We start from the raw sequence: 16247 nt of genomic DNA, 5'->3' as shown, positions 1-16247 counted from the left end.
CTTCTCTTCTATTTCAAAAAAAGAAGCATGCGCAATAGCAATCATTACGCATACTTAATTGGTCGTCCGCTTACTCTGCGTTCAAGAGAGTCTGGGTGTCCGGATCTTTACCGAACCAGGTTTTGTAGATTTCGGCATATTTGCCGTTCTCAATAATTTTCTTGATCGCCGGGTCAAGCTTGGCTTTCCATTCACTGCCCTTAGGATATAAGATGCCATAATATTCAGAGCCGAAGTTTTCCTTATCGATGATCCCTGTCAATTTCTCTTTCGGGTTGTTCTTGATATATTCGTTGACGATAGCGATATCTGCCACCACCGCATCGGCTCCACCTTTATTCAGCTCCATCAGGGCTACCGCGTTGCTGTCAAAACGCTTAAGTTTGGCGTTGTCGACACCCATAATTCCGCTCATCAGCTCATCCGCCGTAGTCGCCGCCTGCACAGCAACCCTTTTACCCTTCAGGTCAAGCGCACTCTTGATGTCACTGCCTTCCTTAACCATAATCATGTTGGTGGATTCAAAATAAGGAATGGAATAATCATAGGTTTCTTTCCGCTCGTCTGTAATAGAAACCGAAGACAAACCAGCTTGGTATTCCGTGCCTTGCTTCACGCTGGTCAGCATAGTGTCCCACCCCGTGTTCGTTACGGTATAGCCGATGCCGGCTTCCTCCATTACCGCCTTGATGAAATCGATGTCAAATCCTTTGATTGTATCTGTATCCATATACTCCATCGGTGCATAGCTCGCGTCACTGGCGAACTTAATCGTCTCCCCGCCGGCGCTGCCGCTGTCTGCCTTATTGTTGGAACTGCAGCCCACCATTGCAAGCACTACGAATGACATTAAAGCTGACATAAACCATTTATTTTTAATCCCCATTCTTCAATCCCCCTACTTATTCGTGTAATAACTTAAGGAGATTTTATCAGATTAAAGTAGTGATGACAATTAACTTTTCTATTATATGTCATGTTTAATAACATATAATCGTTATATTGTAGCATTTCCTCCCTTTACTGGACTCTGTTCATTCACTTATCCGCTGGAGGATCCATCCCTACTACCGTCTCTATTATCAAAAAAGGCACCGCCATGAGATGTGAATATCCCCGGCGGTGCCATTGCTATGCTGTATTTCAGTCTTTGTTATCTTTCATTAACGTTGTACAGATTAAAACGTCAAATCCCCGTCATACGAAGCAATTAACCGATACAGCTCCGGTCGCCGGTCGCGGAAGATCCCCCATTCGATCCGGCCAACCTCCAAGGCGTCCAGGTCAAATTCACTGACCAATACAGTCTGTTCATCCCGTCCGGCTTCGACAATCTTGTTGCCCTGAGGACCGGCGATAAATGAGGAGCCATAGAAGTTAATGCTGGACTCCTCATCCGTTTCCTCTCCGATCCGGTTAGAGGCCACGACAGGAATCAGATTCGCTGCCGCATGGCCCAGCATACAGGTCTGCCAGTGGTCTTTGGAGTCAATCGACCCGTCCTGCGGCTCCGAACCGATGGCTGTAGGGTAGAACAAAATCTCCGCTCCCATCAGACTCATCACCCGTGCGGCTTCCGGGTACCATTGATCCCAGCAGACGCCGACACCAATTTTGGCGTAACGGGTATTCCACACTTTAAAGCCGGTATCTCCGGGATTGAAGTAGAACTTCTCTTCATAGCCGGGGCCATCGGGGATGTGGCTTTTGCGGTATTTGCCCAGCACCGTGCCATCAGCATCAATCACAGCCAGGGAGTTGTAACGGGCATAGTTTTTCTTTTCATAAAAGCTGATCGGCAGCACCACCTGCAGTTCTTTCGCTACCGCTTTGAAATGGTTCACTGCTTTGTTGTGCTCAAGCTCGGTCGCATAAGCATAATAATCTGATTTCTCCTTCTGGCAGAAATACGGAGTTTCAAACAGCTCCTGAAGCAGGATAATCTGCGCGCCTTGGGCAGCAGCTTCCCTAACCAGGGTTTCCGCCTTGCGGATATTCTCATCAATATCACCGGAACAGCTCATTTGTGTCGCGGCTACTTTTACTTTTCTCACCATTCTGTCCTCCTTGCAAAAATTTAGGATCTCCCGGCAGGCATCTGCTGGGTGGTGCAGTGTACATTGCCGCCTTCGCCAATCACGGCCATTCCATTCACTGTGCGGATTCTACGGTCCGGGAACAGTGTGGCAAGCTTCTGTTCGGCAAGCTTATCCGTTTCTGCAGCAGTTCCTCCGAACACCGGCAGGATAATCCCGCCATTCACAAAATAAAAATTCAAATAGCTGAGCGTCAGACGGCTGTCCTCATAATCCGTACGAGGCGGCTGCTGGATCGTGATGATCTCCAGTTTCCGTCCTTTGGCGTCCACGGCTTTTTCCAGAATCCTCAAGTTCTCCTGGGTAATCGAATAATTCTCGTCCTGCGGGTCATCGCAGACCTGAATGATTACTTTGCCAGGTGCGGCGAAGCAGGCAATATTATCGACATGCCCATCGGTTTCATCACCGCTCAGGCCGCGTTTCAGCCAGATGATGGCTTCTGTACCTGTATATTTACACACGTATTCTTCAATCTCTTCCCGGTCCAGCTCCGGATTGCGGTTCTTGTTCAGCAGACATTCCTCTGTGGTAAGAAGTGTTCCTTCCCCATCGCTATGGATAGATCCACCCTCCATGACCAGCGGAGCATCGTAACGGGTAACCTGCACCTGCTTCAGAATCTGAGGAGCCACCTCATCATCCAGGTCCCAAGGTGAATATTTGCCGCCCCAGGCATTGAATTTCCAGTTCACGCCTGCAAGTGTTCCATCCTCACCCTTAACAAAGGTTGGACCGTTGTCACGCAGCCAGGCATCATTATGCCGGATCGGCAGCAGCGTAACATTGTCTCCCAGAGCCAGCTTGTCCACCTGCTCCAACTCTTCCGGGTTCACTACTACGGTTACCGGCTCGAACTCGGCAATAGCCCGGATAATCTCGGCATAGCCGCCGCTCACGGCTTCATAATTGTCGGGAAACACCATGGAAGCCTGGACCGGCCAGGAAATAAAAGTACGTTCATGCTCATCCCATTCGGGTGGCATGGTATAGTTTAATTCTTTGGGATACATTCTTATAATTACCTCTGCTATTCATATTTGGAGCGCCCGGCTGTCCCGGAAAAGCTCCTTACCCATCATACAATAATATGAGGATGCGCTCAATTGCCGGACAAGCAAATCCCCCTGGGAAAATCCAGGGGGATCAGAGTCTAGCTGTATTTTAGAGCTTGATCTGTTTCACTATATTTCCCGTAAAGTCCTTAATGGTGAAAGTTCCATTCTCCAGAATTCCGTAGGAGTTGGGATGGTTCTCTTTCGGCAGCGAAATGGAGCCGGGGTTCAGCACCGTGATGCCCTCCTTGACATCCGCTACCGGCAGATGGGTGTGACCCTGGATAAAAACATCGCCTGGTGTCAGCTGTGGCAGATTGTCGATGCTGAAGCCATGTCCGTGGGTTGCATAGATCTTCCGGCCTTCATGAAGGATCAGCACATAGTCGCCCATCATCGGGAACTGCAGCAGCATCTGATCGACCTCGGCGTCGCAGTTGCCGCGTACGGCCACCAGTGATTTGCCATAGGCATTCAGCCTGGCTGCGACTCCTTGAGGATCATAGCCATCCGGCAGCGGATTTCGTGGCCCGTGGTACAGGAAGTCGCCCAGTACAACAAGCGTATGCGGCTGCTCCTCTTCCGCCTTCAACAGTGCCTGCTCCAGCCAATGCAGTGATCCGTGAATATCCGAAATGAACATCAGTTTCATGATGCATTCTCCTTTTCCTGTTTTTCTATTGTCCTATGTATCTAATTATTTTAACTCTCTTTGAGTCCCTAACGCAAAGCGGGCGCCCGCGGGGCGCCCTGCACTTTACATTCTTATATTATGAATTATGGCAGATTGGAAGAACCCATCAGGAACCGGTCCACCTCGCGCGCTGCCTGCCGTCCTTCATTAATAGCCCATACCACAAGGCTCTGGCCGCGCCGTATATCTCCAGCAGCAAATACGCCTTCCACATTGGTAGCCTGCGTTCCGAACTCGGCTTTGGCGTTGGAGCGCTCATCACGCTCAACCCCTAGCTGGCCCAGCACCGTTTCTTCCGGTCCGGTGAATCCCAGGGCAAGCAGCACAAGCTGTGCCTGGATGACTTCTTCACTGCCTGGAACCTCTACCGGCACCATCCGGCCCTGTTCATTCCGGGTCCATTCGATGCGCACGGTGTGCAGTTCCTGCACATGTCCGCCGTCGTCACCGACAAAACGCTTCGTATTCACAAGATAACGACGCGGATCTTCCTGATACAAGGCCGCTGCTTCCTGCTGGCCGTAATCCACCTTCATCACCTTCGGCCACTCAGGCCAAGGGTTGCCCGCCTGGCGGGTAAGCGGCGCCTGCGGCATAATCTCCAGTTGGACTACACTGCGGCAGCCGTGCCGGATGGAAGTAGCGACACAGTCCGTACCTGTATCCCCGCCGCCAATAACGACCACATCTTTGCCGGCTGCAGAGATGTATTCCCCGTCTGCGAGGCCGGAGTCGAGCAGACTCTTCGTGTTCAGTGTCAGGAATTCCATCGCCTGATGAATGCCCCGAAGCTCGCGCCCTTCCAGCGCCAGATCACGTGCCTGCGTAGAGCCGCCGCACAGCACCAATGCATCATGCTCTTCCTTCAGCTGTGATGCTTCAATATCTCTGCCGATCTCGGTCCGGGTAACGAAGGTAACGCCTTCTGCCGCCAGCAGATCTACTCGGCGCTGTACCGTTTGTTTGTCCAGCTTCATATTCGGAATTCCGTAGGTCAACAGGCCGCCGATTCGGTCCGCACGTTCATACACGGTTACACTATGTCCGGCTTTGTTAAGCTGTGCGGCACAAGCAAGACCTGCAGGACCGGAGCCGACTACGGCGACTTTTTTGCCGGTACGGCTGAGCGGCGGCTGGGGAACGATCCAACCCTCAGCAAAACCTCTGTCCACGATGGCCTTCTCAATCGATTTGATCGTGACCGGATTGCCATTCATCCCCACTGTACAAGCGCCTTCACAAGGTGCTGGACAGACACGTCCGGTAAACTCCGGAAAGTTGTTGGTCTTGTGAAGCCGTTTAAGCGCAACCTCCCAGTTGCCGCGGTATACCATATCATTCCATTCCGGAATAAGATTATGCAGCGGACAGCCGGAGGCCATCCCGGAGAGCAGCCGTCCAACATGGCAGAACGGTGTACCGCAATCCATGCAGCGCGCGCCCTGCTCCTTCAGCTTCTCCTCGTCCATCTTCTGCGAAAATTCATTCCAGTTCTTAATCCGTTCCAAAGGCTCGCACTCCGCAGGAGTCTGCCGCTGATATTCAAGAAATCCTGTTGCTTTACCCATACCTGTCATCCTCCGAGTCTCTCTGATTGGCCGCCGAATCACCCAAAGGCGGCATTGTTGCCCCATTCGGCTCCAAAAAGACAGTTACTCTCTGTCACCGACTGATTATTTGTCACTGTAAAGCAGCAAAGCAAGAAGCTGTGACAAGACGGTTTCCCGCCTGAAATGACTCTATATTATCATCTATCCTGTATAGCCTAAATGAGGAAAGTCACATTTTTAGATAAAATTTCGGAGATGGGCAAAGCGGCTATCAGAGGTTATTTTTCTTTGGCAGCACTATACACGGAGTTGACTATCGCGGTTACCGGGAACACGATCCAGTTGACATCCCAGCTCTCAAAAACAAATCCGCTGATCAGGAAAATGCAGACCGCCACCGGCCAGATAATCGCTGCGAAGTTGCCCATGACGTGCTTCTCTTATTTCTTTTCCTGAGCGAACTCGCCTTCCTTAAGCAGGAAGCTGAAGCTCTCCTTAATGTTACCATAATAAATGAACAGAAAGACCGCCAAAGCAATCAGCAGAAGCAAAATGACCACGCCATAACCGGTAGAATCTTCATTGATCAGAGACCATGCAATCACCGGAACCGGACTTAATACACACAGGCATACGCCCATCACCATGGACAAGGTATACGTAGGGACGAATGCACCACTGCGGTGCTGAATCTCGAACCCTAAATCATATGGCAGGCTAAAGCCTTCGTGCAAATATTTATATTTCTCCAGCATCATGCCGCTGAAAATGAACAGACCCACTGCCAATGCCACCAGTATAAGCAAAGCAACCACACCAAGAATGGATGCAGCATCCTCTGAAATGACCCCTTTAAGAAATCCGAACTCGGCCAGAGTGTTCAGCAGAATCAGCAATGCGGGACCGATAATGCACAACATTACACCTAGCCCCACCATGAAGCCCGATTTCTTTTTGGCAGCCATATAGCTAAATGTATCCTCCGGAGCAAGCATCAGAAGCTTGTTCTCCTCCCCTTCAACGGGAATATCAAGTTCCTCGATCAGTTCATCAATGTTGCCAAACTCGGAAATCACGATGCCCACGGCTTCATTTTCGGTTTTGCCTTCCTGCTTCAATTCATGGTACTTCTCTTCCATGCTCGACAGCAGGTCCTGCTTGACCCCATCCATCTGCGCGGTTCTGGGGAGAGCGGCAAACATATTGTTCAAATAACTGATGATGGTTTCCATTCCTAATCACAGCTCCTTAATAAATTTGTTCACAACTTCCTGGGTGATCAGCCACTCCGCACATTTGTCATGATAATACGCCAGCCCCTCCGGAGTAATGCGGTAGTAGGTACGCCGCTTCCCCAGGGTCTCATCCTTATAAAACGAGCAGATGTACCCATTCTTCTCCAGCCGGGTAAACGCGGAATACAGGGTGGTTTCCTTCATAATATATTTCTCATCCGACAGCCTCCTGATATTCTTGGATATCTCGTAGCCATAGGATTCTCCGTCCAAAAGCATATATAGAATAAATGTATCGTTGTATCCGCGGATCACATCGCTGCTGATCAATATCCTTCCTCCCTACTGCATCTGTCGTACTACATCTGTCGTAGTAATAATATTGTAGCATGATTACTACGACAGGTGTAGTACTAAATTTCAAAAGTAATCCTGTTTTTAGAATTTTCACAGGAAAAAGACTGTCCAGTCGGCAGATGGCTCTGCCTACAAAACAGTCTTCATGTTCCTCATCTAGGTATTCCGGTGTTAATCGTGCTAAGCCTGAACGGCCAGAACGACCATTCCGAGACCCTTAACGGTCAGTTGCCCCTCTGTCCCCAATACTGCCAGTTCCTCCCCAAACAGTGGCTCCCATACCCCCAGCGGCGGCAGCGAAAGCGTTGATCCGCCCGGATTGGTATTGTAGACCACGTACAGGTGCTTCGCTGCATCACCTCCGGCATGCTCCCGAAGCGTATATGCCACTGTACCCGCAGGCGCCTTCTCGAAGAATAGCTTCGCACGGATTTCCTCTGCACTGTGCAAGCGGAAGGCGGGATGTGCCCGGCGCAGCGATATGAGCTTTTTCATGTAAGCCACCTCGTCCGCATAAGCAGCGCAGCGCTCCCAGTCCAGCCAATTGATCTCTACCGGTGATTCAAAGCTGTTCTCCACACCTTCTTTGGTACGCATAAATTCCTGTCCGGCATGAAGGAACGGAATCCCCTGGCTCGTCAGCACCATGGCTGAAGCCAGCCGGTGCATCGCCCTGCGCTGCTTGTCGGATACTCCGGCAGAGGACAGGACGATTTTATCCCACAAGGTATGATTGTCGTGGCATTCCATATAATTCACGCACTGCCGGGGTTCATCGGCAAACTGGCCGATAGTCTGTCCGTACACCACTCCCCCTGTAATGCCTGTCTTCACCACCTGTTCCAGTCCCGACCTGCCGCCGATAAAGCCTGGTTCCTCATACCTGAAAATATTGCCCTTCACCGCGTCCCGAAAACCGTCGTTAAATTGTCCGATTCCCGGCAGTGCGTCTGCGTTACTCTGATTGGCCAGCCGTTCCGTGGCAAGCTCGGTCTCCATGATCCATCCCTCGCCGATGGTCATGATCGAAGGGTCGACTTCATCCAGACGGCGGCGGATTTCCGCCATCGTGTCAACATCAATCAGACCCATCAGGTCAAACCGGAAGCCGTCCATATGATATTCTGTGGCCCAGTAGAGAACCGAATCCACAATAAACCGGGACATCATGGTCCGCTCGGAAGCGACATCGTTGCCGCAGCCCGAACCGTTTGACAGACTGCCGTCCCGCTTGTAGCGCAGATAATAGCCGGGAACCAGCTTGGTAAAATTCACACGGTACCCGTCATACACATGGTTATAGACCACATCCATGATTACGCGCAGACCACGGTCATGCAGCGCCTGAATCATGGTTTTGAGCTCGGTAATGCGCACATCCGGCAGATACGGGTCTGTCGCGTAAGAGCCCTCCGGCACGTTATAATTCTTCGGATCATACCCCCAGTTATAGTACGGCTGGTCCAGCCTGGTTTCATCCACGCTCTCTGTGGCTAAGTCATAGACTGGCAGCAGCTGAACATGCGTCACCCCAAGATCGGCAATATGATCGAGCCCGGTCAGAATCCCCCCGGGACCCCGTGTTCCGCCTTCGGCGAGACCCAGAAATTGTCCCTTGTAGGCAGTTCCGCTGGCCGGATGAATGGACAAATCCCGCACATGAAGCTCATAGATGACTGCGTCCATAGGGCTCGCCAAAGGCGGCTTATCCGTAGTCCAACGCTCAGGATCCGTCTTGCGCAGGTCAAGAATTGCCGCTCTGTCCCCATTTACACCGACTGCACGTGCGTATGGGTCCGCTGCCTCATTCCACTGGTCCCCGATACGTACACGATAGGTATACAGCTTGCCATCCAGATCACCGGAAACCGTCAGCCTCCAGGTCCCCCGCACCTCACGTATCATGGGCAGGCGGTCGCCGGCGGTCTGCTGCCAAGAGTCGTACAGCACCACTTCCGCTTCCTGCGCCGTGGGAGCCCATAGACAAAAGGCGGAGTAAGCAGAAGTATAGATGAGGCCAAGATCGTCTCCGTCATAGCTGAACAGCTCGTCAAAATCCTGGTCGAATACGGAAATGCCTCCGGTAGCTGCAGGATCCCCATAAAAGATGGTTTCTTCCATTTCCCTTTGTACTGACAAAGCAATCTGTCCCCTTTACCCTTTATTAAATGGATATTACAACCTAATTATCCGCTTCGCGCAAACGTTTGTACAGAAAGATTTTTTAGATGGGATGAGCGGGGGTATGAATTCTGTACGGCTGTATTTCAGGTTCCGTCATTCTATGTTCAGCGCTACCATGGTAAGAATAGGCTGGTTCGGCAAATAAGGAATATGGCGCTCCCGGCCAGGGGTAAACCCTCCGTTCTTATGGCGTATACCGTTATCTTGGACAATCAGCGCAGGTCCCGCTCCCGTATCGGTCAGATCGTATCCGATTCCCAGCACCCAATGATAATCATAGGCATACCTTCCCCTCCAGCGGAGGCTGAACCATTTGTCAAACTTCACGGCCACCGGTCGCCCGGCGTCAATCTCCGCCCGATACCTCCCCATGTCATTAAAAACGGATACTGAAACCGGCCGGCGCCTGCGCTCTACGCGCGGGAGGGCAGCACCAATATAGGCCTGAAGGCCTTTGGCAAAACTGCGCGCACTCATCCCCAACGGAGTCCCCCCATGATGGCTGTATATATAATTGATATGCTCTGCTTTGGAGTCAAAATGACCCGAACCTGGAATACGCCCATAACCTCTCCTGGTATGCCAATATTCGATTAAAGCGGCCATGGTCGCCGGCCCGCAGGCAGAGCCGGGAGAGGCTACGCCCGGCTCCCATTGTGTATATGGTTCCACTTCCAGCCGATATTCAGACCTTTTCTCGATCATAAGGATATCTTTTCCTTCCGTTCCCTGAGTATCCGCTCAATATCTGAGGCGAGAAACGGCTTGCTGACGAAGTCTTCCATGCCTGCCATGAGGCACCGCTCCCGATCCTCTGGTCTGGCATAAGCCGTTACCGCAACGATGAACGGCCGGTGGTGAAGCGGAGCCTGCTCCCTGATTCTGGCCGACGCAGTAATTCCGCTCATCACGGGCATCTGGATATCCATTAACAACAGGTCATACGGACGCTCAAGAACGGCCTGAAGCGCCTGCTGGCCATTCTCCACCAGATCCGCCCTATACCCCCGTTTCTCCAGCATCGTCAGTATAAGCTTTTGATTGACGGGATGATCCTCCGCAACCAATATCCGCAGGGGGCCATACTTCGCTTCAGGCAGAGCGGGCGCGGGGCTAGCGGCTGGCAGTATACTGCCATTCTCCACCTGCTGTACTTGGTTCTGGTTGGTATTGGACTCAGGAGGAACACTGCCATTCCGTGCTTCAGAATTAATGGGCAACGGATTGTCATCTGCCTTATTCTCTTTCCACTCCTCATCGGTAATGATGGGAAGGGTGAAGTAGAAGGTCGAACCTTCGTCCTCTGCGCTCTCCACTCCAATCGCTCCGCCCATAAGCTCGACAAGCCGTTTGCAGATCGCAAGTCCCAGACCTGTACCGCCATATTTGCGGTTAATAGACGGATGCAATTGGGAGAACGACTGAAACAGCAGCGGCTGCTTGGCGGTTGGAATGCCAATTCCCGTATCCCGTACACTGAACTTCAGGTTCAGCTTCTTGGCGTTCGGGCAATATTCCGTTTCGACAGCAATAGAGACCTGCCCTTCTTCGGTAAACTTGACCGCATTGCTCACCAAATTCACGAGCACCTGGCGCAGACGGTCCGCGTCACCCATGATCAGCTCTGGAACATCTTCGGCGATGCGGCTGGATAGCCGGACATTCTTTTCCCTGGCTTTAGGTGAAAACAGCTCGGTAACCATCTCCATAACAGACTCCACACTGACCGGTTCATGAGCAAGTGTCATTTTACCGGCTTCGATTTTACTGAAATCCAGAATTTCATTGAGAATATACAGCAGGGAAGCGCTGCTCTGGCTGATGATCTCCGCATAACCGCGTTGTTCCTCATTAAGCTCCGTCTCCGCCAGAAGATCTGTCATCCCCATAATTCCATTCATCGGGGTCCGCAGCTCGTGGCTCATCACCGCAAGAAACTCGGATTTGGCCTGATCCGCCTTCTCGGCCGACTCCTTGGCACGGATAATTTCCTGCTCATCGGTAATGTCCCTGAATACAACAACCGCCCCTTTGCGTTCTCCCTTGTCGAACAGCGGTGTTGCCTGATACTCCGCAAGAAAGCTGGAGCCGTCCTTGCGCCACAGTACCGCATCCATACTCCGCTGGGACTCTCCTGTCCGGATAACCCGCATCAGGGGAGAATCCTCCGGCCGGTAATGAATTCCGTCCGGCGCCGTTTGCCGGATATGATCCAGGTAAGAACGGCCCATAATTTCGTTATGCTCAAACCCCAGTATCCGCTCTCCCGCCGGATTGATGAAGGTGATTTTCCCCTCGGTATCCAGACCGAATATACCTTCGGACACCGCATTCAGAATCAGCGTGTATTCATTGCTGAGCTTCTCAATCTGCTCGGTATACCGGATACGCTCAGTGATATCACGGGAAATCCCATATACACCTACCACCTGTCTGTCGACAATAATCGGGATATTGATGGTATTGATTTCAATAAGATGCCCATCTTTATGGATCAGTGTCAGATCATAGCTCTGGGGCTCTCCCTGGCTGGCCAGTGTGAAATGATGCAGGGTCTTCGCGATATCCTTCTCATGCACAATAGGTCCAAAATACATTCCAATCAATTCATCCAGACTATAACCTGTCAGTTCCTCCAGATTGGCATTCGCCGTCAGATAATCCCCCTGCAGATTCATGGAATAGACCGCGGATGGATTATATTCGAAGAGAGACTTGTAGCGTTGCTCACTCTCCTGAAGCATAGATTCAAAACGCTTGCGCTCGGTGATATCACGGCTGACTGATATAATCTCCAGGATCTGGCCATGGTCATCATAAATATACCGGCTATTCGTCTCAAACCAGGCGTAGCTTCCATCCTTGCGGCGGTACCGGAAGGTTACTACGGGAATGAATCCGGAGTGCTCACTTTCGGCCAGTGTCTTCTTCAACCGCTGCAGGTCATCGGGATGCAGGTAATCCAAGGCACTTGTCCCTACCATCTCCTCGGGCTCGTAGCCCAGCAGGGAGCGGCTGGCAGAAGAGCAATAGAGAAAGACAGTGCCTGCTACCGATTGACGCGAAATCATATCGATGGAGTTCTCTGACATCAGCCGGTAATTCCGTTCGCTCTCTCTAAGCTGCTGCTCCATCTGCCGCCGCTCGGTAATATCCTGCATCATGCCGATCAGCTGCACAGGCTTGCCGTCGGGACCGCGCATGACATCCCACTGAATGTGTACTGCAAGTACTGTGGCATCAGAAAGAACCAGACGGAAGGAGGTTTCGCCGGATTCCCCTTTTTCCACAGCCCGTTCGACCCCCTCAGTCAGCAGTACCATGTCCTCAGGATACACCAGAGACAGGAAGGTCTTATAATTCACGTTCTTCCCTGTACTAAAGTGGAGCATCCGCTGCAGCTCTTCTGAGAACGTCAGCCTTTCTTTGGACAAATCCCAAACCCAGGAGCCTATTTTGGCAACCCGCTGGGCAGTGGCCAAGGCCTCCTCGTTCAGCTTGCGGCTGTTCACATTACGGCCAACGCCCATGATCCGTACGACTTCACCGTTTTCATCACGGATGATATGAAAAGAAGACTCGAACCACAGATAATGCCCCTCTTTATGGCGCAGCCGGCGGACATTGATTTTATTCTCCAGGAGTCCTTCGGACTGGTTATTCATTCCTTCAGTATCATCTGGATGGTAGAACTCCAGCCGGTTCTTACCAATTAACTCCTCAGGGGCGAAACCGATTTGCAGCAGCGAAGAAGGAGAAATGAAACTCAGCGTTCCATCAGGCAGGGTGAAGGAAATCATCGTTTGTTCGTCTTTTATAAATAAATCATACAAATCACGGCTGTCCACGGTCAGCTGATCGGCAATTTTGCGGTCGGTAATATCCTGGGCGTACACGATAACATGCCGGTAAGCCAGGCCCTCCATAGCCTTGACGAATGTAAGCAGAAGCCATACCGTACGTCCCGAACGGGCTTGGAATCTTTTCTCCTTGACCAGAGAGCCCGCCGCAGAAGAGTCTAGTTCATTTATAAGATGGTTGTGCAATTGCCGGGCTTCCTCCCGCGAAGCAGAAGCATTGTAGAGCAAACCCTCCGCCAGGAACTCCTGTTCACTGCAGCCAAGAAGTTGACAGAAAGCAGGATTAACTTTTATCCACTTGGCCTCTTCTGAAGACAATACTCCCATCCCCATCGGAGACATCAGGAACGCTTGATCCAGAATTCCCCTGTTATTGTTATCCAAATCAATCAGGCCTCCCTCATCACGAGCCGCTGCTGGTGCAGACTCACTGTTGTCTATTTACCCAAGTATACGATAAGAGAATTAAGGAAAGAAATGAGCCGCCCCTTTTTTCAAATGAGAACAAAATAAATTGTAAATATTGACGGATATAGGAGGTTCATCTATAGTTTAAGTTAATAATTTATTCGTGACCTGTTACCGGAAGCACCCGTAATGAAGGCTTATTAGCCTTTGCTACGGGTGCTTTTTTTGTTGGGTACAGGCAGACGGATGACCCCATAGGAGGAGAAAAATGAATACTCTTAAACATGCTGTCCTGGCCCTTCTGTCGTTGCTGCTTCTATCGCTGCCCCTTGCAGGTCTGACGGCAGCTTCCGGAACGGAGCTAACCCCTTCGATTCAGGCCGCTTTTGATTTAACTGCCGCGGTTGCCGATTCTTCATCAAGAAGCAAGCTGAAGAGCCAGTACAGCGAATTGTCTGCATTGTCGGCGCAATATGACAGCAGAGAGGAACAAATCCGCAAGCTTCATGAAGACAACGCACAGTCACTCATAGCCGTGAAGGAGCAAATCAAGAATATTGATCAGGCCACTGTAACCCGGCTTAGTGCTGTGGTTGTCAGCACCAAGGGCCGCTACCAGCCACTCTTTGACCAGTACAGTGCGCTGAACACCCGCATCTCCCTGCTCAGGGGCCTTAAGGACAAGTCCTTAAATTCTATACTGCGTGCCCAGTCCGATGCTATGAAAATCCTTGTCCAGATGGCACGCCAGGACATCCGCGACCAAGAAGCACAACTCAAAGCCGCCAAGGATATCCGGACCAAGAAAATAGCTGCAGTACGCAAGACACTGGCCGGGATTGAAAGTCCGCAGACGTCCATCAAGACACAGAAAAGTGTTGCCGTTTCACTGAACAAACGCCTGACTGCAGATTGGAGTGACTTCAAATCTGCCATCCGCAAGAAGAACCCTGCCCTGACTGGCGGCTCCTTGACATCATTGCTCTCCGGCCACCAGCAGATCGCAGCCAGCAAGCAAAAGATTATTGAACTGGAACAAAAGGTTGCCGCTGTAATCGCAGCCGCCTCCAGACAGATTACATCCTGATCCCCACAAATGTGTCTTCCGCCTGCTTATCGGCATATGTTAGGTAAGAGGCACAGCTATAGGATGAAGGAGGCTTACATCTATGCATATCTGTATGATCGCGCCGGAACAGTTTCCGGTGCCGGGAGATGGCTCTGTGGAAATCTGTATCTGGGCAATCGCCAGAGAACTGGCCCGGCGGCATACAGTGACAATCGTAAGCCGGAAGGCTCCGGGACTTCCCGAAGCCGATAAACTGGAGCAGGTGCACATGATCCGTCTGGCTTCAGGTACACCTGCACGTTATCTTGCTTCGGTGCTGGACTACCTTGAAGGGGAGCATTTCGATGTGATACAAGTCGACAACCGCCCCCAGCTGATGGCCGCCGTTAAGCGCCGGCATCCACGCACACCGGTGGTCCTGTTCCTCCACTCCTTGACCTTTGTTCCGGCTGAAACCCGGATTGCCCGCAGCCTGGCAAGGGCTGATCTTATCGCGGTCAACAGCCGTTCGCTGCAGCAGAGACTGTCCCGGCGGTTCCACGGTCTGGGCGGAAACATCCGGGTGGTACCACTAGGTGCCGACTTGACCCGGTTTTTCCCCGCAGAGCAAGCGGAAAAGCAGCAGGCGCGCAGGATCTTTCGCCTGGGCCCTGTTTTTACCGTTCTGTTCGTCGGACGGATTATCCCCCGTAAGGGAGTGCCCATATTAATTAGAGCCATGCGACTGCTCAATAGACGTCTGCCGGCACAGTTGATTATCGCCGGCCACGGCAAGCCGCGGTATATCCGGCAGCTTAAGGCCATGTCCCGGCGCCTGGGGGTTCGGGTCACCTTTATCGGTAAGATCGCCCATGAAGATATTCATGGTCTGTACCAGGCCGCCGATGTCTTCGTCTGCCCGTCCCAGCGGCATGAATCCTTCGGACTGGTCAACGTGGAGGCAATGGCCTCAGCACTGCCGGTCATCGCCTCGAACAACGGCGGTATCCGGGAGATCATCGTATCCGGTCATAACGGATATTTAGTGGATCGTTACCGTGAAGCGGCTCCATTCGCCAAATACCTGCTGCAGATAGGCCGCCAGCCGCAGCTGGCAGCCAGAATCGGACTCCAGGGGCGGAGTGACGCGCTGCAGAATTTCGGATGGCAGCAGACGGCGGCAGCAATGGAGAATCTGTACCGTGTTCTTTTGCCATATAAGGAGAATTCAGGGAAGCTGCCAGCTCCCTGACTATGCGACAATGTGTAACACAGAATTTGTGATCATATTCGCAGGATACAGCTACAGTTAATATTATACTCAGATTGTAAGCGTTGCCATTATGCAAATGTATCACTTATACGGCTACCTAGACATTGGCAACCCCCTACAACACACTATTCGCTGTAGAAAGGGTGCATCGTTATGTTAATGATCAAGGCTATAGTAAGACCCGAGAAGGCGGATGCAGTTATGGCTGAACTGCTGCTTGCCGGTTTCCCCTCCATCAGTAAGATGGATCTGCTCGGCCGCGGCAAACAAAAAGGGATTCAGGTCGGCACCAATCATTATGATCAAATCTCCAAGAAGCTGCTGATGATCGTCATCCAGGATGATGAGAAGGAAGATGTCATCAGCATTATTATGAGAACGGCAAGAACCGGTGAGCACGGCTCCTTCGGTGACGGTAAAATATTCGTGCTGCCTGTGCAGGAAGCCTACACGATCAGCAACGGAAAGAACCAGTTATAGGCTACTT

At 51.6% G+C, this 16247-nt stretch carries 14 protein-coding genes; 3 read left to right on the top strand and 11 right to left on the bottom strand.

Translation table 11 applies throughout. The features are described 5' to 3' along the window. Positions 1–70: 70 nt before the first annotated feature. The 11 genes from A3848_RS20005 to A3848_RS19960 form a co-directional block, all read right to left on the bottom strand. Positions 71–886 carry a transporter substrate-binding domain-containing protein gene (locus A3848_RS20005; protein WP_143192128.1) on the bottom strand — a complete coding sequence of 272 codons (816 nt, stop codon included), beginning with the start codon at positions 884–886 and terminating at the stop codon, positions 71–73. A gap of 292 nt (positions 887–1178) precedes the next feature. After that, a complete protein-coding gene (aguB, locus tag A3848_RS20000) occupies positions 1179–2054 on the bottom strand; it encodes an N-carbamoylputrescine amidase (protein ID WP_074086870.1) in 876 nt (291 codons plus the stop codon). Between the two features lie 23 nt (positions 2055–2077). Then, positions 2078–3109 (bottom strand): agmatine deiminase family protein, encoded by a 1032-nt coding sequence (locus A3848_RS19995; protein WP_074086625.1) that lies wholly within the window; start codon positions 3107–3109, stop codon positions 2078–2080. 151 nt (positions 3110–3260) lie between these two features. Further along, complete coding sequence (gene yfcE / locus A3848_RS19990; RefSeq protein WP_074086624.1) at positions 3261–3803, bottom strand: phosphodiesterase; 543 nt, start codon at positions 3801–3803, stop codon at positions 3261–3263. Positions 3804–3928: 125 nt separating this feature from the next. Beyond that, positions 3929–5413: a glutamate synthase subunit beta gene (locus A3848_RS19985; protein WP_074086623.1), complete on the bottom strand. Its 1485-nt coding sequence runs from the start codon at positions 5411–5413 to the stop codon at positions 3929–3931. 260 nt (positions 5414–5673) lie between these two features. Continuing rightward, on the bottom strand, positions 5674–5823 hold the full coding sequence (locus tag A3848_RS33050) for a hypothetical protein (RefSeq protein WP_256702487.1): 150 nt from the start codon (positions 5821–5823) through the stop codon (positions 5674–5676). Positions 5824–5835: 12 nt separating this feature from the next. Beyond that, positions 5836–6627: a permease prefix domain 1-containing protein gene (locus A3848_RS19980; protein ID WP_256702485.1), complete on the bottom strand. Its 792-nt coding sequence runs from the start codon at positions 6625–6627 to the stop codon at positions 5836–5838. Between the two features lie 6 nt (positions 6628–6633). Then, complete coding sequence (locus A3848_RS19975; RefSeq protein WP_074086622.1) at positions 6634–6960, bottom strand: PadR family transcriptional regulator; 327 nt, start codon at positions 6958–6960, stop codon at positions 6634–6636. Positions 6961–7167: 207 nt separating this feature from the next. Beyond that, a complete protein-coding gene (pulA, locus tag A3848_RS19970) occupies positions 7168–9126 on the bottom strand; it encodes a type I pullulanase (protein ID WP_074086621.1) in 1959 nt (652 codons plus the stop codon). Positions 9127–9264: 138 nt separating this feature from the next. Continuing rightward, complete coding sequence (locus A3848_RS19965; protein ID WP_074086620.1) at positions 9265–9876, bottom strand: C39 family peptidase; 612 nt, start codon at positions 9874–9876, stop codon at positions 9265–9267. Next, positions 9873–13415 carry a PAS domain S-box protein gene (locus A3848_RS19960; protein WP_074086619.1) on the bottom strand — a complete coding sequence of 1181 codons (3543 nt, stop codon included), beginning with the start codon at positions 13413–13415 and terminating at the stop codon, positions 9873–9875. Before A3848_RS19960 ends, A3848_RS19965 begins: the two co-directional genes overlap by 4 nt. A 292-nt stretch (positions 13416–13707) precedes the next feature. On the opposite strand from A3848_RS19960, the gene A3848_RS19955 reads away from it, so the two are divergent. The 3 genes from A3848_RS19955 to A3848_RS19945 all read left to right on the top strand — a co-directional run bounded on the left by A3848_RS19955 (position 13708) and on the right by A3848_RS19945 (position 16240). Further along, a complete protein-coding gene (locus A3848_RS19955; protein ID WP_074086618.1) occupies positions 13708–14526 on the top strand; it encodes a hypothetical protein in 819 nt (272 codons plus the stop codon). An 82-nt stretch (positions 14527–14608) separates the two neighbouring features. Further along, the gene (locus A3848_RS19950; RefSeq protein ID WP_074086617.1) at positions 14609–15739 is read left to right on the top strand and encodes a glycosyltransferase family 4 protein; all 1131 of its coding nucleotides are present in this window, start codon (positions 14609–14611) and stop codon (positions 15737–15739) included. Positions 15740–15913: 174 nt separating this feature from the next. Continuing rightward, positions 15914–16240, top strand: coding sequence for a P-II family nitrogen regulator (locus A3848_RS19945; RefSeq protein WP_074086616.1), 327 nt, complete (start codon positions 15914–15916; stop codon positions 16238–16240). Positions 16241–16247 lie beyond the last annotated feature (7 nt).

Source organism: Paenibacillus sp. P32E, assembly GCF_001909085.1.
GTDB classification, from domain to species: Bacteria; Bacillota; Bacilli; order Paenibacillales; family Paenibacillaceae; genus Paenibacillus_AQ; species Paenibacillus_AQ helianthi.
Note: the sequence above shows the minus strand (reverse complement) of the source record. Positions and strands in the feature narration are given on the sequence as shown.